We start from the raw sequence: 22,464 nt of genomic DNA on the forward strand, positions 1-22,464 counted from the left end.
ATTTACAAAGTTTTAGGCATTATATTAAGTTAAAACTAAGGTTCAATGGCTTCTGACCCTTTTTCTCTTAGCATATTGCCTTTTTGTAAGTTGATTTTTTTTATCTTTAAAAGGATTAACGTTAGTTTTGTAAACAAATTTGATAGGAATGCCTTGAAGCTTTAACTTTTTTCTCAGAAAATTTTCTAAAAACTTTTCATAATTTTTATTTATACCCTCAAGTTTGTTTCCATGAAAAATGAAGGTTGGCGGAAGAGAATTGCCTAAACTTACAAATTTTATAATTGGTCTAAACCTACCTATCATAGAAGGTGGATTGAGTTTTTGGGCTTCCTCTATAAGAAGATTTAAATGTTTAAGATTGAATTCTTTTCTACTTTTTTTGATGGTTTTTAGAAGCTTTGTAAGAATATTACTCGTTCCAATTCCTTTCAAAGCAGAAATATAATCAACCTCAATGTGACTTAAAAAATTTAATTTTTTATTAAGATTTCTTCTTAAAAGCGATTTTTCATAATTACTCAAAGTTTCAGATTTATTTATACCAATAATTAAGGGTTTGCCGGAAGAAATAATTAAAGATAATAAATGGAGATCTTGATCAGTTACTAATTCTCTTCCGTCTATTAGGTAGATAATTGCGTCTGAGCTCCTTATTGAACTTATGGCTTTCTTAGAAGAATATACTTCGTTATCTTTTTTAATTTTTCCTTTTTTCCTCAACCCAGCTGTGTCTGTTAAAAGTAAAGATTCTTGTTTAAAAATTAAATTTTCAGAAATAGAATCTACAGTTGTACCAGGAACGTTTGAAACTATTGCTCTTTTATCTTTTAAAACTGTATTAAAAAAAGTAGATTTTCCTGCGTTCGGTTTCCCCAAAATTGAAATATTGTACTTATTTACTTCCTTTGATTTTTCAAGATCTGGTGAATAATCTGAGAGGAAAATCTTCTTAATTTTATTTTTCAACTCGGATAATCCATTTTTGTTTTTTGCAGAAATGGGCAAAGAATGTTCTACACCAAGTTCATAATAGTCTTGAAGGTTTAGTTTTGAGTTTTTTTTGTCTGATTTGTTGATACAAAGGAGATAGTTTTTACCTGATTTGCGAAGGATTTTGTTTATTTCTTCATCTAGAGCGCTCAACGGAGAAGTTGCATCGACTAAAAATAAAAATCCATCAGCTTCTTGTATTGCTTTATTTGTTTCTAAAAGAATCAGTTTTTCAAAATCGTCATCTGTATTACTAATACCCGCAGTGTCTATAAAAATATAAGATGAATTTTGTATATTGGTTGAACCGTATTTTCTATCTCTTGTCAGACCAGGAAAATCGGCAACCAAGGATAAATTTTCGCCAATAAGAGAGTTGAATAATGTTGATTTACCTACATTAGGTCTTCCGATGATTGCAACTAAAGGTCCCATAGCAAATTATCACTTAATTTACCTCAAGGTAAGTCAATCTACCTGCGTTGTCTAGACTCGCTAAAGTATTTTCGAAAACCTTGAGCTCAACAATTTGAGATCTTCCTGCTCTGAATCTTCCCTCAGTTTTACCGTTTTCAATATTTAAAAAGTGCAAATAACCTTCAAAGTCTCCAACCACTAAGTAATTGCCAATCTTAACGGGAGCGGTTAAATCTCTTTTGCGATAATCTTTTGACTTCCAGAGACTTATTCCAGTTAACCCTGAAAAGGCTTTTACTTCACTATCTTCATCTACAAGAAATACGTTTCTATTAGATTCCAAGATATTTTTGGTCGAAGAAATATTTTCTCTCCATATAACTCCCCCACTTCTTACATTTATTGCTGAAATATCTCCTTGATAACTTACAGCAAAAGCTATTCCTGAAGATATTGAGGGCCTTGAATCAACATCAATTAACCTTTCTATTTCCGAGGCACCTTTAGAAATAGTTATTGGTACCTCCCATTGAACTACCCCTGACCGTGGCTCTATCTTGGCCAAATTTCCATTGGCAAATCCGACATATAGATCCGAGTTATCAAATACAGGAGTACTTGTTCCTCTCAAAGATAAACTAGGCAAAACACTTACATATTCCCATCTAAAATTTCCGTCTCTTAAATTCAATGCAGTTACCTTCCCATTGGTTGTTTGAACCGCTACTATGTCTCCATTAGAACTAGGAACTGATAAAATCTCTCCATCCACAGATGATGACCATTCTAAATTTCCATTATCGCTGTTCAAGGAATAAACCCCGCCATCTAAAGTTGTAACAAATAAGGACCCAAAACTTTTTCCTATCCCTGCAGATAGATTTATCTTTAAATCGGTCTCCCAATTTGACTTTCCAAGATGAGAAAAAGAATTTACCCGACCATTTGATGAAAAAGAAAAAATTCCATCTGAATCGACTACTATTTCTTGTCTTCCTAGAGAAATATCTGAAAATACTTTTTTAGACCATTTTTGATCTAAATCTATTTTAGAATCTATCCTTAACAGTTCTGCTGGCTTTTCTACTATTTCATCATCTGACTGACAGCTAATTAAAAAAATTAGTACGAAACAAAAAAAAGATAACTTTATAAATCTAATTAACATTGCTAGATGATGCCAAACTGGACAATTTAAAATTTAATAAATTTATTTGCGTTTGATTATCTGAAAGTTCGATGGCCTTATTATAGTAGTCCTCGGCCTTCTTGGGGTTCAAATCTTCTTTTTCTAAGTCACCCAATTTTTCTAATCTTAAAGAATCATAATAATCAAAATTTCTAATTAAAACCTCTCTTGCTTCATCAAACCTATCGAAATTTATATAAATCGAAGCTAATCTAATTCTAGATAAGTCTCTTAAAAAAGACTTAGACGAATTTTCTCGTTCAAGAGTAGAATTTAGTTCCAGAATTGTATTCAAAGCTTTTTCTTCTTCTCCATTTTCAAAATAAATTTTCACTAAATAAAAATCAGCCATTAAGGAATAAGCTGATTCGTCATATATATCTTTTAATTTATATGACAAATTTTCTAAAGCTTCGATATCAATTTCCTCAAAAGAATTAATTTCCTCCAAATATTCTTCATAAACTTCTTGAGATTCATAAATCTTATTTCTTTCATTAGTTTTATATACAAAAAAGGATCCAAAAATAACGGCTAGTAAAAGAAAACCTATTAAAAAATAAAAATAATTATTTTTTAAGAATAAAAGGATGCTTTCTAAGTTAAAACTATTCATATTTTTAAATTTTTTTCTAAAATTTTAAAAATTTCTTGTTCTGGAAGTGATACTTGGTTATCACTTTTTGTTAAATCTTTGAATGAAAGTAATTTATTTTTTATCTCTTCCTTACCAAGAATAATTACAAAATCATAATTTTCCTTTATCAGTTTTTTTAATTGAACTTTAAGATTGGACTCAAAGCCATCGTATCTTACAGATAATTGTTGGAATTGACTTCTTAATTTATCCGCAAGACTAGCCCCAAAAGAATAAAAACTATCCTCTAAAATTATGATCATAATTTTTTTCTTTAACTTCTTAAAAGAGTCGTCAGGGATCACGAGCATTAGCCTATCTAGACCAATTGAAAAACCTGCTGCAGAGATATCTCTTCCCCCTAATTTTTTTGATAAGGAATCATATCTTCCCCCAGCACAAAAAGTATTTTGACTCCCAAGTTGATTGGATTTCCATTCATAAACTACATCATTGTAATAATCTAATCCTCTGACTAAATTTTCGTTAATGATAAAAGGTATGTTTTTTTTGGAGATTTCTTCTTTTAATTCTTCAAATTTCTCTAGAGAATGAGTTTCAATAAATTGAGAAAGTTTTGGTCCCTTTTTTAATAATTTTTGAGTTTCAGGATTCTTTGAATCTAAAATTCTTAAAGTATTTAATGATAGTCTCTTTTGACTATCTAGGTCGAGTTTATCTTTAAGAGGTAATAGATACTCTTTTAAAGCATCAGAAAATTTTTTTTGACTGGCTTCCGATCCCAATGAATTAATTTCTAAAATCGGTTCGAATAAATTTAAATGAGAAAATAACTTATAAGATAAATCGATCATTTCTAATTCGATATTGAATTTCTTAAATCCATAAGCTTCGATACTTAATTGATAAAATTCTCTATTTCTCCCTTTCTGCGGTCTCTCATACCTATACATTGGACCGTGATAATAAAGTCTTTGAGGTCCTAAATCGGTAAGACCCATTTCAATGGCGGCTCTTAGGCAACTTGCTGTTCCCTCGGGTCTAAGAGATAAAGATTTCCCGCTTTTACTCTCAAAGCTGAACATTTCTTTGTTCACAATGTCAGTTTCTTCCCCTACTGATCTTGAGAATAAATCCGTATTTTCAATAATTGGTAATCTTATTTCTTCGTAGGAATAGGATTCAAAAAAACTAATTATTTTTTTGGTTGTTTCACTCCATTTTTTTGCTTCGCTGGGATTTATCTCGTGAGCACCTCTTATTTTTTGTATTTTTTTCATGATTTAGGAGCTTGCAATTAATTTTTCTTTTTTTGAAGCCATTTCCTTAATCTTTATCCTTACTTTTTTTTCTATTCGATCAACTATTTGATCATTACTTATTTTCTCATCTGGAGTTCCATCAACATAAATTAAACTTTTCGGACTCGCCCCGGTGAGGCCTACATGAGCCGCCTTAGATTCGCCAGGACCGTTAACATAACAGCCTATGACTGCGACATCGATACTTTCTTTTATATCTTCAAGCCTCACTTCTAACTCATTCATCGTTTTAATGACATCAAAGTTTTGCCTAGAACAACTTGGACAAGCAATAAAATTTATTCCTTTTTTTCTTAGTTTTAAAGATTTGAGTATGTCAAATCCAACTTTTATTTCATTGACTGGATCTGAGGCTAAAGAAACTCTAAGCGTATCTCCAATTCCTTCTTTTAATAATTGGCTGATTGCTATTGTTGATTTAACGGTACCAGACCTAAAGCCTCCTGCCTCTGTTAAACCAAGATGTAGTGGTTGATCTATTTCTTTTGCAATTAAACGATAACTTTCGGTCATTAAATCTATATCGGATGCTTTGATACTTAACTTAAAGTTTTCAAAGTTATTTTTCTTCAAAATTTCAACATGGCCCATAGCCGATTCAACTAAGGCTTCGGGGCAAGGTTCTCCGTATTTCTTTTGGAGTTTTTTTTCAAGCGACCCTGCGTTTACTCCTATTCTTATTGGGATATCATGATCTTCGGCACATTTTATTACAGCATTTACTTTTGTTTCCGATCCTATATTTCCTGGATTAATTCTCAAACAATCAGCTCCTGCCTTAGCGACTTCCAATGCAATTTTATAATCAAAATGAATGTCAGCTATCAAAGGGACGTTTGTTAATTTTTTAATTTCTTTAAAAGCCTCTACCGAAGACATTGTAGGCGTAGAAACTCTAATTAAATCGGCCCCGGCGGTTTCAAGGGAGGTTATTTGGTTTACTGTGGCTTTAACATCTTCGGTATCAGTATTTGTCATGCTCTGAACTGAGATGGGAGAGCTGCCACCAACCGCTACCTTGCCAACGAAGATTTTTTTCGATTTTCTTCTTTTAATTTCAGTTTTTTTCGACATCATATCCATTTATTGTATAGAAAGAAGCAAAATTTGAACTTCTATTTATAAATTTTTTAAAATTCAATTCTTTGTCAGAAATAAATATTTTCACTGCCGGAGCATATCCTACTTTAAAGGAGAATGGCGGAACGCCTCTAAGCTCATAGGAACCTGTTTGCATAAGTTCGTAAAGCAATCTTTCATTTTTATCTTCTAATACAATCCAACTTTCTCCTACTATCTCTAAGTTTAGCTTCAAAGGTATATCTTCTAGGGGAGTAAAATTAGAGTACTTTTCCTCGGAATCTTCCTGAATTAGCTTTTCTGGTAAAGACTCATAAATTTTTGCTTCTTGATCAGAGCTTAAATCAAAATTTTCTAAAAGTAATTCTTCACTATTTATATCCGATGAAGTTATTTCAGTTGAAGGGTTTGAAAAAATAAAAAATAAAAAAAGTCCAACTGCAAAAAGAGATCCAAAAGAAACTAGAAGGTAGTTATTCAAATTTTTAGATTCAAGAGCTTCTCTTTTTTTTGTATCCTTATCTTCATTTTTTTTCTTTTTTTTAGAAATATAACTTTCGTAATCCTTGAGACATTCATCTGCATTGACTTCAAGAAGATCAAAATATTTTTTTATATGAAATTTCGTATAAACCGCTGGAGGAAGCTTTTTGAATTTTTCTTTTTCTAAATTTTTTAAGAAGGCTACAGGAACATTAATAGCCTTAGAAGCTTCCTCTATTGATAAATTTTTTATTTTTCTGACCTCTCTGATTTTAGAGATCCAAGCTTTTTTCATATTTAGTCGAAAATTTTCGACATTATATCAATTTCTCTTATCGCTGAGTCAGGTGAATCTGAACCATGAACTGCATTTTTAGATAGAGATTCTGCAAACTTTGCTCTTAGAGTCCCTTCTTCGGCATCTTCTGGATTAGTGGCTCCCATAAGTTTTCTATATCTTGAAATCGCATCTTCTCCTTGTAATATCTGAACAACTGAAAAATCTGAAGTCATAAATTCAACTAGTTCAGAAAAGAATGGTCTTTTTGCATGCTCCGAATAAAAATCTTCTGCAATTTTTTTTGATAATTTTATTCGTTTTGAATTAATAATTTTTAAGCCATTAGATTTAATTAACTTATTGATATCCTCAACAAAAAAATTTTTTACAGCGTCAGGCTTTATTATGCAAAGTGTTTTTTCCATTGTTTAATCTAATTCATCTATCCATGTTGCTTGGATTGCTTCTAAGATTCTCTCATTACATTTTTCAAAGTCATCTTCAAACCCTTTAATATTAAAAACTAAATATCTTAAGTCTGTGAAAAGAATTTTCTCAGGATCTATGTCAGAGTGGTTCTCGATTAACTCATCGACAATCTCATACGTATCGGTCCATTTCATTATTTAATTAAGAATTAAGCTTTTTGAAAAAGCTCTTGATCAATGCTGAAACTTTCTCCACAACCACACTGAGCTGAAATGTTAGGATTATTAAAAATTAGCTCAGAATTTAGTCCATTTTGGACATAATCAAGTTCTGTTCCCTTCAAAAAAATAAAACTTTCTTTGCCTATGAATAAATTTATATCAGAAAAGTTACCAGAGTAGTCATCTTGCTCTCCTTCTTTTACTAAACTGAGATCATAAGCATACCCTGAACACCCAGAAGTTTTAACCGTAATCCTTACTCCAGTAGATTTATCTTTCTTTAGTAATTTTGTAATATGATTAACTGCGCTTTCCGAAAAACTAAAGTCATTATTTGAAATAGTATTTTGCATTGAACCAGTATCCTTTTCTTTCTTTGGGTGAATTTCAGAAACCATATTAATTGTATATTTCGGAATTTCAATAGTTAAATCTTTGTCACCTACCAGAGTTTGACAGCTCAGTCTTGAATTAGGCTCCAATCCCCAAGCCTTATCTAAAAGATCCTCTTCATCGTCTGTTGATTCATTTAAAGTTTCAAAGCCTTCTCTAAATATTACATGGCATGTAGTACAAGCACATGATAGCTCGCATGCGTGTTCAATATCTATTGAGTTATCGAGAAGGTTTTCACAAACAGATTTTCCCGCTACAGATTCAAACTCTGCTCCGTCAGGGCAAAGTTCCTCGTGAGGTAATATTTTTATTTTGGGCATTAATCATTATTTCTTCGACTTTTAAAATCATCTATAGCACGATGAATAGCTTCTTCTGCTAGAACGCTACAATGAATTTTAATTGCCGGAAGTTCTAAAATATCAACAATTTCTTGATTAGAAATTTTTTGAGCCTCTTCCAAAGTTTTGCCTTTAAGCATATCAATCAATTGACCGCTGGATGCTATTGCAGAGCCACATCCATAAGTTTTGAACTTTGCATCTACAATTACATTCTTGTCATCAACATTTTCACATTTAATTTGAAGCTTCATTACATCACCACAAGCAGGAGCTCCAACTATCCCTGTCCCTACCCTATGGAAGTCTTTGTCGCCGGGCTTCCACCTGCCAACACTAGCTCCTTCTGGATTCTTTAATGTTTTTTCAAATTTATCTACAACTTTTTGCGAATAAGCCATATTTACCTCACCATAATAATTCTTCTACGCCCACTCTATTTTATCTAAATCTACGCCATCTTGATACATTTCCCATAGAGGAGATATTTCTCTAAGTTGGGAAACCGAATCTTTAACAAGGTTAATTGTAAATTCAACTTCCTCTTTTTTAGTGAACCTTCCGAAAGAAAACCTAATAGAGCTATGAGCTAATTCATCAGGTCTACCCAAGGCTCTTAGGACATAAGACGGCTCTAGGCTTGCCGAAGTGCAAGCAGAACCAGAGGAAACTGCGATGTTCTTTAAAGCCATTATTAGAGACTCCCCTTCAACAAAGTTAAAAGAAAGATTAAAAATTCCAGGATATCCAGTTTCCAAGCAACCATTAATGTAAATTTCTTCCATGTCTTTTAATCCGTTCCACAAAAGATCTCGAAAAGAAGAAATGGTTTTAAAATCATTTTTCATTTCTGAATTAGCTAATTTGAAGGCCTCACCCATACCAACAATTTGATGTGTTGGTAATGTTCCTGCTCTAATACCTCTCTCCTGACCTCCACCATGAAAAAGTGGTTGTAATCTTATTCTAGGCTTTCTTCTAACATACAATGCGCCGATCCCTTTGGGACCATAAATCTTATGTGCCGAGAAGGACATAAGATCTATTTTTAATTTTGAGAGATCAATGTTAACTTTTCCTGCGCTTTGTGCCGCATCGACATGAAATATAACTCCCTTATCTCTGCATAATTCTCCAATTTCATCTATGTCATTCAGAACGCCAATTTCATTATTAATGTGCATCAAACTTACTAGCGATGTGTCATCTCTTAGGTTGTTTTCAATAGATTCAAGAGAAACTAGACCCTTTTCATTTGTTTCAAGATATGTAACTTCGAATCCTTCACTCTCAAGCTGTCTGCATGTATCTAGGACAGCTTTATGTTCTATTTTTGAAGTAATAATATGTTTACCCTTATCCTTATAAAAATATGCTGCACCCTTTATAGCTAGGTTATCCGACTCAGTAGCACCAGAGGTCCAAATTATTTCACGAGGATCGCAATTTAAAAGTTCAGCAACATTAATTCTAGCTTCTTCAACAAGCTCTTCTGCCTGCCATCCAAAAGCATGAGATCTTGATCCAGGATTTCCAAAATTACCATCTATAGATAAGCAAGACTTCATTTTTTCTATTACCCTTTGATCAACAGGGGTAGTAGAGGCGTAATCGAAATATAGAGGTTTCATTGTCATATTATGTTGCTTAAAAAGTTAAATACAATAGAAGGTACATCATTAATATTCAAAATAATAACCTTATTATATCATCGAATTAAGGTACAATCTAATTAAATGGTTTTTTTTTAAGAGCCATTTAATATCTCAATAATTATTGAAATATAGGGGTTTTTAAGTATATAATCAGATTTTAACTCTGTAATTAAAGGTACATAAAAAAAATAAATTATTGCTATGGATAAGAAATATTTATTTAAAAGGAACAATATTTGGTGGGTTAAAGTCGCTGTACCCAAAAGATATAGAGAAGAATTAGGTTACGATCTAAGACAAACTACCGGTGAAAAAGACTTAGAAAAAGCCCTTCTTGTTAGAGATAAAATAGTTTCTGAACTCAAATCTCATTTCGAAAAAAATCCAAAATTTGATACTGATAATAAAGATTTTTTACAAAAAACAGACATATCGGACCCTCAATATTTTCACAAGGTTGTAGATTGTCAATATGCATGTCCGGCACACACCAATGTCCCTGAATATATAAGATTAATAGCTCAACAAAAATACACTGATGCTTATATGTTGAATTGGGAATCGAATGTTTTTCCAGGAATTTTAGGAAGAACATGTGATAGACCTTGTGAGCCAGCTTGTAGAAGGACAAGAACACATGACAAACCGGTTGCAATTTGCAGACTTAAGAGAGTTACTTATGACAATAAAGGCGACATTGAAGATTTATTGCCAGAAGTCCCAGTTGTAAAAAATGGAAAAAAAATTGCTTTAATAGGTGCGGGTCCTGCATCTTTAACTGTGGCTAGAGATTTGCTGCCGTTAGGATATGAATGCACAATTTTTGAAAAGGATTCAAAACCAGGTGGTTTGATGAGGACTAACATACCCTCTTTTAGATTACCTGAATCAGTTTTAGATGAAGAAGTTTACAGAATTGTAAAAATGGGCGCAGAATTGAAAACTAATTCTTATATAGATGATCTTGAGCCTTTAATAAATAAATACGATTCAATATTTATTGGAACAGGCGCTCCAAAGGGAAAGGACTTAAATCTCCCTGGCAGAAAGGAAGCTTCTGAAAATATTCACATTGGTATCGATTGGCTAACAAGTATTGCTTTTGAACATACAAAAGAAATAGGTAAAAGAGTTTTAGTTATAGGAGGGGGTAATACTGCTATGGATTGTTGCAGATCCGCAGTTAGATTAGGTGCTAAAGATGTAAAAGTAACTGTAAGAAGTCCCTTTTCAAGAATGAAAGCTTCTGACTGGGAAATTGAAGAAGCTATGGAAGAAGGTATTCCAATTTTGGACAATACAAGCCCTAAAGAATTTCTTCTAGATGAAAATGGAAAATTAACAGGTATGAAGTTTGACAAAATGGTTGAAAAAGACATTGATGGTGTTTCTAAACTAGTTCCAAGTGGAGAAGAAGTAGTTTATGAATGCGATGATGTACTCTTAGCGATTGGCCAAGATAATGCGTTCCCTTGGATTAGAAAAGACATTGGTATTGAATTCGGTGAATGGGACATGCCTGTAGTAGATAAAACTACTATGCAGTCTTCTCATCCTAAAGTTTTCTTTGGTGGAGACGCAGCTTGGGGTCCTGAAAATATTATTTGGGCAGTAGCTCACGGACATCAGGCAGCAATTTCTATAGATAATTTTTGTTCAAATGTTGATTTGCTTAACAGACCAGACCCTATAACAAACTTGGTTAGCCAAAAAATGGGAATTCACGAATGGTCTTATGATAATGACATATCGCAAGCTAAGAGATTCGAAGTGCCACATGCAGATCTTTCTAAAGCTCTTGATGATTTAAAAATGGAAGTCGAGCTTGGGTTTGATGAAAAGCTTGCTCTAGAAGAAGCGCAAAGATGCTTAAACTGCGACATGCAAACCGTTTTCGAGGATGACTTATGTATCGAATGTGATGCTTGCGTAGATATTTGCCCCACAGATTGTATTAATTTTATCGATAATGATACTGAACAAGAGATCAGAGGTAAGTTAAGGGTGCCAGCATTAAATCTTGATCAAAGTCTATACGTGTCCGGTGAGCTGAAAACTAAAAGAAGAATGGTTAAAGACGAAGATATGTGCGTTCACTGTGGCCTTTGTGCTGAAAGATGTCCAACCGGTGCTTGGGATATGAAAAAAAATACTTATATTGAAGGGCACACTTTGAATAATAAGATTAAGGTCAAAGAAGTAGCCTAATGTTCAATCCTAAAGTACTAGATTCAATACAATCTACTAATGATTTTGTAATTAAATTTGCAAACGTTAATGGAACTGGCTCAGCAAGTGCAAATCAAATGTTTGCTAAGGCGATTTTTAGAATGGGCATTCCAGTTAGTCCGAAAAATATTTTTCCTTCTAATATTCAGGGATTGCCAACATGGTTTGAAGTTAGAGTAAGTGAAAAAGGATACTTGGGGCAAAGAGGTGGAGTTGATATTTCAGTAGCAATGAATCCTCAAAGCTACTCCAAGGATATAGAAGAAATATCTGAAGGTGGCTATCTTTTATATGACTCAACTTGGAAAAGAAATTTCAACAGAGATGACATTAACATTATTGAGATTCCATTGACTCAGCTATGTGTCGATACCTTTAAAAATCCAAAACAAAGAGCGCTTTTCAAAAATATTGCTTATGTTGGTGCATTATCTGCTTTGATGGAAATTGAATATGAAGTTTTAGAATCAATTATTTCAGAACAATTTATTAATAAACCTGCCTTGATAGAACCAAACATCAAGGCATTAAATTTAGGAAGAGACTATGTTCTTGAAAACTTGGATTATCCAATTGGAATAAAATTATCAAGAAAAAATCTTCTGGAGAATAAAATTCTTATATCTGGAAACGAAGCAGCCGGTCTAGGCGCAGTATATGGTGGAGCAACATTTTGTTCTTGGTACCCTATCACTCCCTCCACTTCTCTTGCTGAAGGTTATGAAAAGTATGCAAAAAAATACAGAGTTCATGAAAAAAGTGGGAAAAACCTTTATGCAAGTGTACAAGCTGAAGACGAGCTTGCTGCTGTTGGAATGGCCATAGGGGCTAACTGGAACGGTGCTAGAGGTTTTACAGCCACGAGTGGTCCAGGAATTTCTTTAATGAGTGAATTCTTGGGTTTAGCTTATTTTGCTGAAATTCCTCTAGTAGTTTTTAATGTGCAAAGAGGTGGTCCCTCCACAGGCATGCCAACAAGAACGCAACAATCAGACGTTTTAGCCTGCGCATATGCTTCTCATGGAGATACCAAACATGTGTTACTTTTTCCAGCAGATCCTAAAGATTGTTTTGATTTTTCTGCGAAAGCATTTGATCTTGCTGACCAACTTCAAACTCCAGTATTTGTTGTCAGTGATTTAGATATGGGTATGAATGATTGGGTTTGTGACAAGTTTGAATGGGACGATACTGTTTCTTACAACAAGGGAAAAGTTTTAGATTATGAAGCGCTTGAGAAAATTGACTCTTTCGGAAGATATCTGGACTCTGATAATGATGGTATTTGTTACAGAACCTATCCGGGCACCCACCCTGAAAAAGGAGCTTATTTTACTAGAGGAACTTCACATGACGAATATGCTAGATATACTGAAGATGGAAATATAAACGCTCAAACCCTCACAAGATTGATGAGAAAATTTAGAACTGCTACTGATTTAGTTCCTGAGCCAATAATTGAAATTAATGGTGAAGACAGTTGTGGGGTGATTTACTACGGCAGTTCAAAACCTGCTGTATTAGAAGCCAAAGATATATTGAAAACTAAAAATATTAATTTAGATCTGATGCAAATTAGGTCTTTTCCTTTTAATCTAGATGTTTGGGAGTTCATTGCTAATCATGATCGAATTTATGTTGTGGAGCAAAATAGAGACAGTCAAATGAGAACTTTAATCATGGCTGAAGGAGGAATTTCAGCAGAGATTTTAAGGCCTCTGGTTCATTTCACTGGAGACCCTATTGAGGCTTCATACATTGTGAATAAAATTTCGGAGAGAGAAGTTAATTACAAATCTCATAAGAATATTAAAGAAAGATAAAAATGTCATTTAAAAAACCAATTAATCATCATCCTAGACTTGAGGTAAATCAACTTGGGCTAACTAGAAGAGACTATGAAGGCGCCATATCTACTTTATGTGCAGGTTGCGGTCATGATTCTATCAGTGCATGTATTATTGAAGCTTGTTTTCAGTTAAATATTGAAGCTTATAAAGTTGCAAAATTATCTGGCATAGGTTGCTCTTCAAAAGCTCCTGCATATTTTCTAAATCAATCACATGGATTCAACTCAGTTCATGGCCGAATGCCATCTGTTGCTACTGGTGCAAATTGTGCGAATGGAGATTTGCTTTATTTAGGAATATCAGGCGATGGTGATAGTGCTTCTATAGGCATTGGTCAGTTTATCCATGCGATTAGACGTCAGATTAATATGGTCTATTTTGTAGAAAATAATGGTACCTATGGTTTAACTAAAGGACAATTTTCTGCAACTAATGATCTCGAATCAAAAAATAAATATGGAGAAGATAATCTTTTCAAGCCAATTGATTTAGCGTCTATGGCGATTCAATTAGGGGCAAGTTATGTGGCAAGAAGTTTTTCTGGTGACAGAGATCAACTCATTCCCCTTATAAAAGGAGCTATTCAACATAAAGGGTTTGCTTTGCTGGATATCATAAGCCCATGTGTAACCTTCAATAATCATGATACTTCGACAAAAAGTTATGATTACATCAGAAACCATAACGAAGCAGTTGGAAAAACGGATTTCGTTCCACTAGGTGAAGAAATTACTACTTCTTATGCCTCAGGATCATCGGTTGAAGTTAACCTTCATGATGGTTCTAAAATTTCTCTAGAAAAAGTAAATTCTAAATTCGATCCAACCGATCAAGGAAAGTCACTGAGTTATATAAGAGAAAAAAGTGAAGAAGGTAAATTATTAACTGGCCTTCTTTATTTTGACGAAAACTCAAATGATCTTCATGAGACTTTAAATCTTACAAAAAAACCATTAAATCAGCTCACTCAAGAGGAACTTTGTCCTGGGGAAGAAATACTTAGAGAAATTAATAATGGCTTAAGTTAGCTCGATTCCTAATCTGTGAGCAATTTCTTGATAAGATTCAACTACATCGCCAAGGCCTAATCTAAATCGATCTTTATCGAGCTTCTTTTTTGTTTCTTTATCCCAAACTCTACATCCGTCTGGGGTAAATTCGTCACCCAAATAAATTTTTCCATCTGAAAGTCCAAATTCAATTTTAAAATCCACTAAAATTAAATCAGCTTCATCAAAAAGAGAAACAAGAATTGAATTAGTCTTGAGGGTAAGATCTTTCATAATTTCAATGTCAGAATCTTTTGCCCATCCAAATGCCGTAATGTGGCAATCATTGATAAGTGGATCTCCAAGGTCATCGTCTTTATAAAAGAATTCAAAAATTGGAGGCTCCATTTTCATTCCCTCTTCTAATCCAAGGCGCTTGCAAATACTTCCTGCTGCGAAGTTTCTAACTACACATTCAATTGGAAACATATCTAAAGACATCACTATGCTTTCATTGGGACTAGATACTTCTAAATGATGATTGGGAACATCATTGTCATTTAAATGTTCCATTATGTGGCTATTGAACCTATTATTAACAGTGCCTTTTCCCGCAATTTGTTCAATCTTCTTTCCATCAAATGCCGAAGTATCATCTTTGTATTCCATAACTAATTTTTTAGGATCTTCAGTAATGTAGAGTGACTTGGCTTTACCGGTTTTAAGTAATTCTTTTTTTTCTAGCATGATCTATGTAAGGACTTGATTTAATTGCGAAATGATCTCTCTCGAAATCTCAAGATCTTTATTTTCCATGAAAACTGAAATTATTGAAATATCTTCTTCCATTTTCTCTACTTTTACTTGAATCAATCTATCGCTTTGATTTCTTCCAAAAAAAGACGATTCGCCTTTCCAAGAAAGGTAAAATTTTCCTTCGTCTCTATTTTTATCCACCAGTTCAAAACCAGCGATTTTTATTGATCTCTCTACAGCAGCCCAAGCTCTTGGATAACTTATCATCACTTTAATTTTGGTATCACCGTCTTCATCATCCTCAAAAACAAATGCTTTATCTTCATTATTTAAATTCAGCGCTACCAGAGATGTGCCGCTTACTGGATCCGAATTACTAAAAAAATCTAAGATTTTTTTTACATTGTTCTCTATTAAATCTGTTTCTGTTTCTTCTTTAGCCCATGTGTTATCTTGTAAGACAAGATGAGAAATGAATAGCTCGGAACTTTCTCTTTGCAAACCCCTTTCAAGTTTAAATTGTATTTTTGACCTTTTTCCGAAATGATCAAATTCTTGACTTTCCATTGTCCCTAAATTTGCGTTTATATTTTCTAAGGTTACAAAAGAGTCAGTTTCAAAATACTCTCTCATAATTGGCCAAACTTTACTTGGTTCTAGACCTAAGTAAATCCACCTTATTTCTCCTAGAGAATGAAGTCTGATTTCGTTCGAATTATCTGCCGAAAAAAATTGCTTAGGCAAGGGTAAATCGTAAACTAATTGAGGAGATTTAATATTTGTAGCGGGAATTGGAAACAAGTCTATAGAATTATTTACATCTATATCAATTAGATCTTCTAAACTCTCATTATCCTTTTCTGAAAGATAAACGTTTGCTTTTGAATTGGAAGGATCAGAAGCGCAACCAATCAAAAAAACTAAAACAAAAATAGCGCAATAAATTTTCATTCAGATTAAATCAAGTTTATTTAGTTCCTCTTTTATTTCATGGTGAAATTTATGATCTAGCCAAGTTAATGGAAGTCTTATTCCTTCATCAATTAACCCCATGTTTTTAAGGGCAAATTTTACTGGAATCGGATTAGATTCAACAAATAAAAGTTTATTTATTTTCTCCAATCGTTTTTTTATTTCCTGTAAATCATCTGAATTATTGCTGGCAGCTTCACACATTTTGGCAATCATATTCGGCAGGATATTGGAAGTTACAGAAATTGTTCCGTGCCCTCCTCTAGAAATAAATTCAAAAGAAGTTTCATCGTCTCCTGAAAATAAAGAAAAATTATCTGATTCTATTTCTTCGATACATTTATGTTTTATCTCATCAAAGACTTTTAAATCTCCAGTAGCATCCTTTACACCAATAATGTTCGGATTTGAACAAAGTCTCTTGATCGTATTGACATCAATATTGCTTGCTGTCCTTGAGGGTACATTGTAAATAATTTGAGGAATATCAACTTGATTTGCTATTTCTGTAAAATGTCTAAACAGGCCTTCTTGAGTAGGCTTATTATAATAAGGCGAAACTAAAAGAGCAGCATCTGCACCAAGGTCTCTAGCTTCTTTAGTCAGCTCAATAGCTTCTTTAGTTGAATTTGCTCCAGTACCAGCAATTATGGGCACTCTATTATTAGAAATTTTTATGAAAAAACTAATTATTTCTAAATGTTCTTCTACATCGACTGTTGCGGATTCTCCGGTCGTTCCTACTGCTACCAATCCATTAATGCCTTCGGATATCTGAAACTCAATTAATTTTTCTAAAGATGAAAAATCTAGAGACCCATCCATTTTCATGGGAGTAGCTAAAGCTGTGATGGCGCCTTTAATATTCATTAAAAACTTTATTTTATCTTAAATTTCATTAATAATTTAACGATAAAAATGAAAGTTAAAATTAATAAAAAAGTTCCAAATTTTAATGTCTCTGTAACAGGAAAGGATCGATTGAATTCTAAAGATTTACTGGGAAAAAAAGTTGTCATTTACTTTTATCCAAAAGACAACACACCGGGCTGCACAACTGAAGGTGAAAATTTTCGTGACTTCTATCCTCAATTTAAAAAATTAAATACTGAAATTTATGGTGTTTCGAGAGAAAGCATTAAATCTCATGAAAATTTTATCGATAAATATAGTTTTCCTTTTGAATTGATTTCTGACCCTGACGAGTCATTATGTAATTTATTTGATGTGATTAAAGAAAAAAGCATGTACGGAAAAAAATACATGGGGATAGAAAGGAGTACATTTCTTATTGATGAAAAAGGAAAGCTAGTTAAGGAATGGAGAAAAGTAAAGATTCCTGGTCACGTGGAAGAAGTTCTAGAATCAATCAGTTCCAGCAGCTAACTCATTTTTTGGCCAAACCCTAAATATCGCCCTAATAAATGTAGCTATAGGAACCGCTAATAGTAGCCCCCAAAAACCCCAAATACCTCCAAATATTAATATTGCTAGAATAATTAATACTGGATGGAGATTAACCTCTCGGCCTAGCAAGAGTGGAAAAAGAAAATTTCCATCTAAAGTTTGGATTACTAAATAACTTCCTAAAAAAATAAAAAAAGTTGTGTCTAAACCATATTGAAAGAGTCCAATAGCTACAACTGGAATCGTCACAATTATTGCTCCAAATAAAGGAACTAACTCATTTTTTGGCCAAACCCTAAATATCGCCCTAATAAATGTAGCTATAGGAACCGCTAATAGTAGCCCCCAAAAACCCCAAATACCTCCAAATATTAATATTGCTAGAATAATTAATACTGGATGGAGATTAACCTCTCGGCCTAGCAAGAGTGGAAAAAGAAAATTTCCATCTAAAGTTTGGATTACTAAATAACTTCCTAAAAAAATAAAAAAAGTTGTGTCTAAACCATATTGAAAGAGTCCAATAGCTACAACTGGAATCGTCACAATTATTGCTCCAAATAAAGGAACTAAAACAGATAGTCCAACCATAATACCAAGCAAAATAGAATAATTTACTCCTATTAGCTCGAATACAATTGATGTCACAACTCCAACAATAATCATCTCAAGAGCTTTTCCCCTCACGTAACCAAACAACTGAACATTTAAATCTCTCCACAAAGTAGATAAAAGTTTAGAATTTTTTGGCAAGAAATAAGTCGCATAACCAATCATTTCTTTTTTATCTTTCAAAAAAAAGAAAACAAAAAAGGGAATCAAAATAATATAAATCAATGCATTCATTGCTGCTGAAAATCCTGCGTTCATTTGAATAAGAATTTGTTCAGCTATAGTCGGAAGAAAAGAAGTGACACTTCCAGCTAAGCTATCTACTTGACTCTGAGAGAACAATTCTGGGTACTCAAGAAGCAACCCTTGAGCAAGTTTTTCAACATAACTTGCTATCGCTGGTAACTCGTTTATTAGAGATCCAATCTGGGAAGTTATGAGAGGTAAAATCAAAAAGATTGAAACATAAAATACTGTAAATATTAAAAAAGCCAAAAATAAAGATAAATTATTCGATACGCCTCTATATTTAAAATAATTCATCGCTCCATTGAGTAAATAAGCTATTAATAAAGCTACAAAGAAAGGTGTTATAAGGCTGCCAATAAAATAAATTAAAACAAGAGATATGATTATAAGCAGAAGAGCTACGTATTGTTCTTCTTTGAAAAAGTAAGTATCAAAGAAATTTTTCAAAAAATTAAACATGTAAATTCTCAGAATATTTAACTAAAATATCAACGTTTAAGAATTATACTTTTTTAAATGAAATATTTTTATTTATTTTTACTTATATCTTTTTCTACGACTTCTTTTAATCAGACTGAAGATAATCTGCCTTTATTGGGGGATCCTTCGTCTGCAGCAATTTCATTATCTGGTGAATACGAACTTGGTCGACTTTGGCTTTCAATCTTTAGATCTTCTGTAAAAGAGTATGAAGACCCATTAACGACTACTTATTTGGAAGACCTGATATATAGAATTTCTGAAACTAGTGAAGTAAGAGATAGAAGGTATGAATTTGTAATAGTAGATGATGAATCTATAAATGCTTTCGCCGCTCCTGGTGGAATCATTGGTGTTAATAAAGGTATGTTTTTAAAAACTGACTTTGAATCTGAGTTTGCGTCTGTGATGTGTCATGAATTGGCACATTTGAGCCAAAGACATTTCGCAAGGTCTCAATCTCAAATGACAGCCCTAGGTAATGCCCTGCTTATTCTAGGTAGTGTTGCCGTTGCTGCAGCTTCAGGAAGTCCCGAAGGGATTTACTTAGGCCCCGCTTTGATCCAACAACTCTCGATTAACTACACTAGAAGCAATGAAAGAGAAGCGGATAGAATTGGTTTTAACAATTTAGTTAGAGCAGGTTTTGATCCAAAAGGCATGTCAAGCATGTTTCAGAAACTTCAAAAATCTAGGGGTAATAATGATGAAGAATATTCTTATTTAATGAGTCATCCGCTTCCAAAAGAGAGAATAACAGATGCTAGACTTAGAGAATCAGAAATCAAAAAAGAAAACGAGTACAGAGATTCGCTAGATTTTTATTTAATAAAAGCTAGATCAATCGTTTCCTCCTCATCTAACGTAAGAGATCTTATCAAAGGATATCAGAATATTCTTTCTTCAAACCTTGATCAAAAATCAATAATTGCAGCAGAGTACGGACTTGTACTTTCTTATAAAAAATTAAAAAATTTTCCAGTTGCTTTTAAAGCGTTAAGAAATTTACTTGATCAACTTCCCGATAATCTAATTTTTCAGACAACACTTATGGAGTTACATTTAGCTGAAGAAAATAATTTCGAGGCCGTATCTGTCGGCGAGACTTTACTTGGTTTAAATCAAGATAATTATGCCATTTCAAAAATTTTAGCTAGAGCTTATTTACAAAACAACCAACCAAAAGACGCTGAAGGCATTTTAATAGAATTAAGTAGAAATAAGCCTTCTGATCCTTCAGTTTGGTACGAACTTGCAGAAGCACAAGGTTTATCCGGCAATATTCTTGGTTTACACAGATCCCGTGCTGAGTTTTTCATGTTAACAGGAAGATATGACGCAGCAATTTTCCAGCTAAGAGAGGCTCTGAAACTTTCAAAAAATTTTTTTGAAATTAGAGAATCTATCGTTAGTAGGCTCGAAGATATATTTGAAACAAAAAAAGCTTTGAGAGAATTATCTTAAAAAGTTAGTTTGTTTTTAAATCATTAGGAATTTCTATATTTCCGCCTCCAAGCAAATGAATATGAAGATGGAAAACAGTCTGGCCCGCTTTTTCCCCATTATTAATGATTACATTAAAAGCTTCATCAATTCCTTCTTTTTTAGCCATATTTCTAACAATTTTTAATAAATGCCCTAAAAGCTGGGTATCTTCATCTGAACTCTCTGATAACTTCGATATAGGTTTTTTTGGAATAATTAATAAATGAACTGGGGCTTTAGGTGCGATATCTTTAATGACAATACATTGGGAATCTTCAAACAAAATTTCAGAAGGAATTTCTCTATCAATTATTTTTTCAAAGATTGATTTATCCATAACAATTAAAAAAATTTATAGCTTACATAGCTTGCTAGTAAACAAAAAACGATACTCATCATAAAGTATATGATACTTGCAAAAACTCCAATTTGTTCGTAGAAAAGAATTGCCTCTTTCGTGAAAGCAGAAAAAGTCGTAAAAGAACCGAGAAATCCAATTCCAAAAAAAAACTGTATATGTTTTGAAAAATTGAGGTTGTCATTCATCAAAAAACCTATGAGAAAACAGCCCAATATATTGATAATCAATGTACCTGAAGCGAACCCAAGAATTGAGAAGTTATTGAAAAGGTTAGTTAAGAAAAATCTCGATCCAGCTCCAAGACCTCCTCCAACAAATATCAACAAATAACTCATAATTCCTGGTGGGTCGTATAGGATTCGAACCTATGACCAATTGATTAAAAGCCAACTGCTCTACCAACTGAGCTAACGACCCAAAAGGAAAGAATTATAACAAATCAATTATTAAGTTTAACTAATTCTTGTTCGGAGAGAATAGCTGCAGTCGAATCAGGATAATTTTGTATAACATTATTAAAATTACTTATAGCCTTTACTTGATCTTCTAATTCAAGAAAAATTAATCCAATTTTATAAAATGATTCCGGTGCCCTTTCATTTTCAGGAAAATTTATTAAAAGGGAATTGAAGGTTTCTAAGGAATCTTGAAACATTTGTTGCAAGAGATAAATATCAGCTAAATAAAAATAAGCTTCAACTACATATTCCCCTTCAGGATAAGACATTATCAATAGCCTTAAATTTTCTGCTGCTTCGGAGTATCTAGAGTTTTCTATTAACCTTAAAGAATTTGACCAGAGCGCGAATTCTTCTTCAGTTTCGGTATTATCTGTAAGTCCTGAAAGAGGATTTTCATCTCTTGTTTCACTTTCTTCTAAAACTTCAGAGTCTGCTTCGGATAATAAAATTAATGTTTCAAGTTGATGTATGCGTCTATCTAAATCAATATATCTAAGTTGATTCGCTTCTTCTATTCGTGACAACTCATAAGAATTTTGATCGATACTATTTGATAAATTAGCGATTTCCTCTTCGAGTTTAATTAACTTTTCTAATAAAATTTCAAAAGATTCATTTTTCTGTTGAGCTAAGCCTAAACTCGAAAGAGTAAATATAGAAAGGATCAATATAAGATTTTTTATCACGTGATTTAAATTACTAGAATAAGGCTATTTCAACTCTTCGGTTTTGTTTCCAATCGTCTTCAGTTGAGCCAAAACTTATTGGCTTCTCTTCTCCATAACTTATGATTTTTATTTTTGATGAGGGAACTCCTTGAATTATTAGATAGTTTTTTACTTCTATCGCCCTTTTTTCTCCTAAAGCTAGATTGTATTCCCTAGTTCCCCTCTCATCACAATGTCCTTCTAATCTGATAATACTGGCTTTTTTTGATTCTTCGACGTATTTGGAGAGAACTTCTTTAGTAGAGTTACTCAAAGCACTTTTATCGAAATCGAAATAGACTTTTTCTTGAAGACTTGTTTTTATTTTATCCGCTTCGTCATAGTCAATACCATCAATTCCTAGATAATCTGTTGTGCTTACAGTATCACTCACTGTGGTAGCACAACCTATAAAAAAGGTTATAAAAAATAGCATTAAAAAATTCTTGTTAATTCTCATTAGATTTCCTCCAGATATTGTAAATTAAAGCATATAAATATT

General features: G+C 32.9%; 24 protein-coding genes, 1 tRNA gene and 1 pseudogene. 5 read left to right on the plus strand and 21 right to left on the minus strand.

The window, feature by feature from the left end:
- Window positions 1-42 precede the first annotated feature (42 nt).
- From der to M9C82_03850, 12 genes and pseudogenes are all read right to left on the minus strand, one after another.
- A complete protein-coding gene (gene der, locus M9C82_03795) occupies window positions 43-1,428 on the minus strand; it encodes a ribosome biogenesis GTPase Der (GenBank protein URQ73092.1) in 1,386 nt (461 codons plus the stop codon).
- A 13-nt stretch (window positions 1,429-1,441) separates the two neighbouring features.
- Window positions 1,442-2,578 carry an outer membrane protein assembly factor BamB gene (gene bamB / locus M9C82_03800; protein ID URQ73093.1) on the minus strand — a complete coding sequence of 379 codons (1,137 nt, stop codon included), beginning with the start codon at window positions 2,576-2,578 and terminating at the stop codon, window positions 1,442-1,444.
- The gene (locus M9C82_03805; protein ID URQ73094.1) at window positions 2,568-3,215 is read right to left on the minus strand and encodes a tetratricopeptide repeat protein; all 648 of its coding nucleotides are present in this window, start codon (window positions 3,213-3,215) and stop codon (window positions 2,568-2,570) included. The genes bamB and M9C82_03805 overlap by 11 nt, the downstream gene beginning before the upstream one ends.
- Complete coding sequence (gene hisS, locus M9C82_03810; protein ID URQ73095.1) at window positions 3,212-4,477, minus strand: histidine--tRNA ligase; 1,266 nt, start codon at window positions 4,475-4,477, stop codon at window positions 3,212-3,214. The genes M9C82_03805 and hisS overlap by 4 nt, the downstream gene beginning before the upstream one ends.
- 3 nt (window positions 4,478-4,480) lie before the next feature.
- Window positions 4,481-5,593 (minus strand): flavodoxin-dependent (E)-4-hydroxy-3-methylbut-2-enyl-diphosphate synthase, encoded by a 1,113-nt coding sequence (ispG, locus tag M9C82_03815; GenBank protein ID URQ74121.1) that lies wholly within the window; start codon window positions 5,591-5,593, stop codon window positions 4,481-4,483.
- Complete coding sequence (locus M9C82_03820) at window positions 5,577-6,377, minus strand: helix-turn-helix domain-containing protein (protein ID URQ73096.1); 801 nt, start codon at window positions 6,375-6,377, stop codon at window positions 5,577-5,579. The genes ispG and M9C82_03820 overlap by 17 nt, the downstream gene beginning before the upstream one ends.
- 2 nt (window positions 6,378-6,379) lie before the next feature.
- Entirely contained in the window at window positions 6,380-6,787 is a 408-nt protein-coding gene (gene ndk / locus M9C82_03825; protein URQ73097.1) for a nucleoside-diphosphate kinase, read from the minus strand.
- A gap of 3 nt (window positions 6,788-6,790) precedes the next feature.
- Window positions 6,791-6,985: a Fe-S cluster assembly protein IscX gene (iscX, locus tag M9C82_03830; protein URQ73098.1), complete on the minus strand. Its 195-nt coding sequence runs from the start codon at window positions 6,983-6,985 to the stop codon at window positions 6,791-6,793.
- A gap of 14 nt (window positions 6,986-6,999) precedes the next feature.
- A complete protein-coding gene (locus M9C82_03835) occupies window positions 7,000-7,365 on the minus strand; it encodes an iron-sulfur cluster assembly accessory protein (GenBank protein ID URQ74122.1) in 366 nt (121 codons plus the stop codon).
- A gap of 42 nt (window positions 7,366-7,407) precedes the next feature.
- A pseudogene (fdx, locus tag M9C82_03840) lies at window positions 7,408-7,728 on the minus strand (ISC system 2Fe-2S type ferredoxin).
- Window positions 7,728-8,150, minus strand: a complete 423-nt coding sequence (locus tag M9C82_03845; protein ID URQ73099.1) for an iron-sulfur cluster assembly scaffold protein — start codon at window positions 8,148-8,150, stop codon at window positions 7,728-7,730. Before M9C82_03845 ends, fdx begins: the two are co-directional and overlap by 1 nt.
- Window positions 8,151-8,174: 24 nt before the next feature.
- Window positions 8,175-9,380, minus strand: a complete 1,206-nt coding sequence (locus M9C82_03850) for an IscS subfamily cysteine desulfurase (protein URQ73100.1) — start codon at window positions 9,378-9,380, stop codon at window positions 8,175-8,177.
- A gap of 225 nt (window positions 9,381-9,605) precedes the next feature.
- Here M9C82_03850 and M9C82_03855 point away from each other — a divergent pair, with 225 nt between their 5' ends.
- From M9C82_03855 to M9C82_03865, 3 genes are read left to right on the plus strand one after another with little or no spacing between them, the layout of a single operon-like run.
- Entirely contained in the window at window positions 9,606-11,612 is a 2,007-nt protein-coding gene (locus M9C82_03855) for an FAD-dependent oxidoreductase (GenBank protein URQ73101.1), read from the plus strand.
- A complete protein-coding gene (locus M9C82_03860; GenBank protein URQ73102.1) occupies window positions 11,612-13,456 on the plus strand; it encodes a 2-oxoacid:acceptor oxidoreductase subunit alpha in 1,845 nt (614 codons plus the stop codon). The genes M9C82_03855 and M9C82_03860 overlap by 1 nt, the downstream gene beginning before the upstream one ends.
- Before the next feature lie 2 nt (window positions 13,457-13,458).
- Window positions 13,459-14,511, plus strand: a complete 1,053-nt coding sequence (locus tag M9C82_03865) for a 2-oxoacid:ferredoxin oxidoreductase subunit beta (GenBank protein ID URQ73103.1) — start codon at window positions 13,459-13,461, stop codon at window positions 14,509-14,511.
- Here the strand turns inward: M9C82_03865 and M9C82_03870 are convergent.
- Genes M9C82_03870 through dapA form a run of 3 tightly spaced genes read right to left on the minus strand, consistent with a single transcriptional unit; the run spans window position 14,503 to window position 17,070 of the window.
- Window positions 14,503-15,219 (minus strand): phosphoribosylaminoimidazolesuccinocarboxamide synthase, encoded by a 717-nt coding sequence (locus M9C82_03870; GenBank protein URQ73104.1) that lies wholly within the window; start codon window positions 15,217-15,219, stop codon window positions 14,503-14,505. The genes M9C82_03865 and M9C82_03870 overlap by 9 nt on opposite strands.
- Window positions 15,220-15,222: 3 nt before the next feature.
- Window positions 15,223-16,179, minus strand: a complete 957-nt coding sequence (gene bamC / locus M9C82_03875; GenBank protein ID URQ73105.1) for an outer membrane protein assembly factor BamC — start codon at window positions 16,177-16,179, stop codon at window positions 15,223-15,225.
- On the minus strand, window positions 16,180-17,070 hold the full coding sequence (dapA, locus tag M9C82_03880) for a 4-hydroxy-tetrahydrodipicolinate synthase (GenBank protein ID URQ73106.1): 891 nt from the start codon (window positions 17,068-17,070) through the stop codon (window positions 16,180-16,182). It abuts the gene before it with no gap.
- A gap of 48 nt (window positions 17,071-17,118) precedes the next feature.
- On the opposite strand from dapA, the gene M9C82_03885 reads away from it, so the two are divergent.
- Entirely contained in the window at window positions 17,119-17,586 is a 468-nt protein-coding gene (locus M9C82_03885) for a peroxiredoxin (GenBank protein URQ73107.1), read from the plus strand.
- On the opposite strand, the gene M9C82_03890 is transcribed toward M9C82_03885, so the two are convergent.
- The gene (locus M9C82_03890) at window positions 17,566-18,927 is read right to left on the minus strand and encodes an AI-2E family transporter (GenBank protein URQ73108.1); all 1,362 of its coding nucleotides are present in this window, start codon (window positions 18,925-18,927) and stop codon (window positions 17,566-17,568) included. The genes M9C82_03885 and M9C82_03890 overlap by 21 nt on opposite strands.
- 57 nt (window positions 18,928-18,984) lie before the next feature.
- Here M9C82_03890 and M9C82_03895 point away from each other — a divergent pair, with 57 nt between their 5' ends.
- Window positions 18,985-20,412 carry a M48 family metalloprotease gene (locus M9C82_03895; protein ID URQ73109.1) on the plus strand — a complete coding sequence of 476 codons (1,428 nt, stop codon included), beginning with the start codon at window positions 18,985-18,987 and terminating at the stop codon, window positions 20,410-20,412.
- Between the two features lie 4 nt (window positions 20,413-20,416).
- On the opposite strand, the gene M9C82_03900 is transcribed toward M9C82_03895, so the two are convergent.
- The 5 genes from M9C82_03900 to M9C82_03920 all read right to left on the minus strand — a co-directional run bounded on the left by M9C82_03900 (window position 20,417) and on the right by M9C82_03920 (window position 22,422).
- Window positions 20,417-20,770 carry a histidine triad nucleotide-binding protein gene (locus tag M9C82_03900; protein URQ73110.1) on the minus strand — a complete coding sequence of 118 codons (354 nt, stop codon included), beginning with the start codon at window positions 20,768-20,770 and terminating at the stop codon, window positions 20,417-20,419.
- Between the two features lie 5 nt (window positions 20,771-20,775).
- The gene (locus M9C82_03905; protein ID URQ73111.1) at window positions 20,776-21,129 is read right to left on the minus strand and encodes a CrcB family protein; all 354 of its coding nucleotides are present in this window, start codon (window positions 21,127-21,129) and stop codon (window positions 20,776-20,778) included.
- A gap of 6 nt (window positions 21,130-21,135) precedes the next feature.
- Window positions 21,136-21,211: transfer RNA gene (locus M9C82_03910), tRNA-Lys, on the minus strand.
- Window positions 21,212-21,233: 22 nt separating this feature from the next.
- Entirely contained in the window at window positions 21,234-21,923 is a 690-nt protein-coding gene (locus M9C82_03915; protein URQ73112.1) for a tetratricopeptide repeat protein, read from the minus strand.
- Window positions 21,924-21,954: 31 nt separating this feature from the next.
- The gene (locus M9C82_03920; GenBank protein URQ73113.1) at window positions 21,955-22,422 is read right to left on the minus strand and encodes an OmpA family protein; all 468 of its coding nucleotides are present in this window, start codon (window positions 22,420-22,422) and stop codon (window positions 21,955-21,957) included.
- Window positions 22,423-22,464 lie beyond the last annotated feature (42 nt).

The sequence above is a fragment of the SAR86 cluster bacterium genome, assembly GCA_023703675.1.
GTDB lineage: Bacteria > Pseudomonadota > Gammaproteobacteria > Magnimaribacterales > AG-339-G14 > AG-339-G14.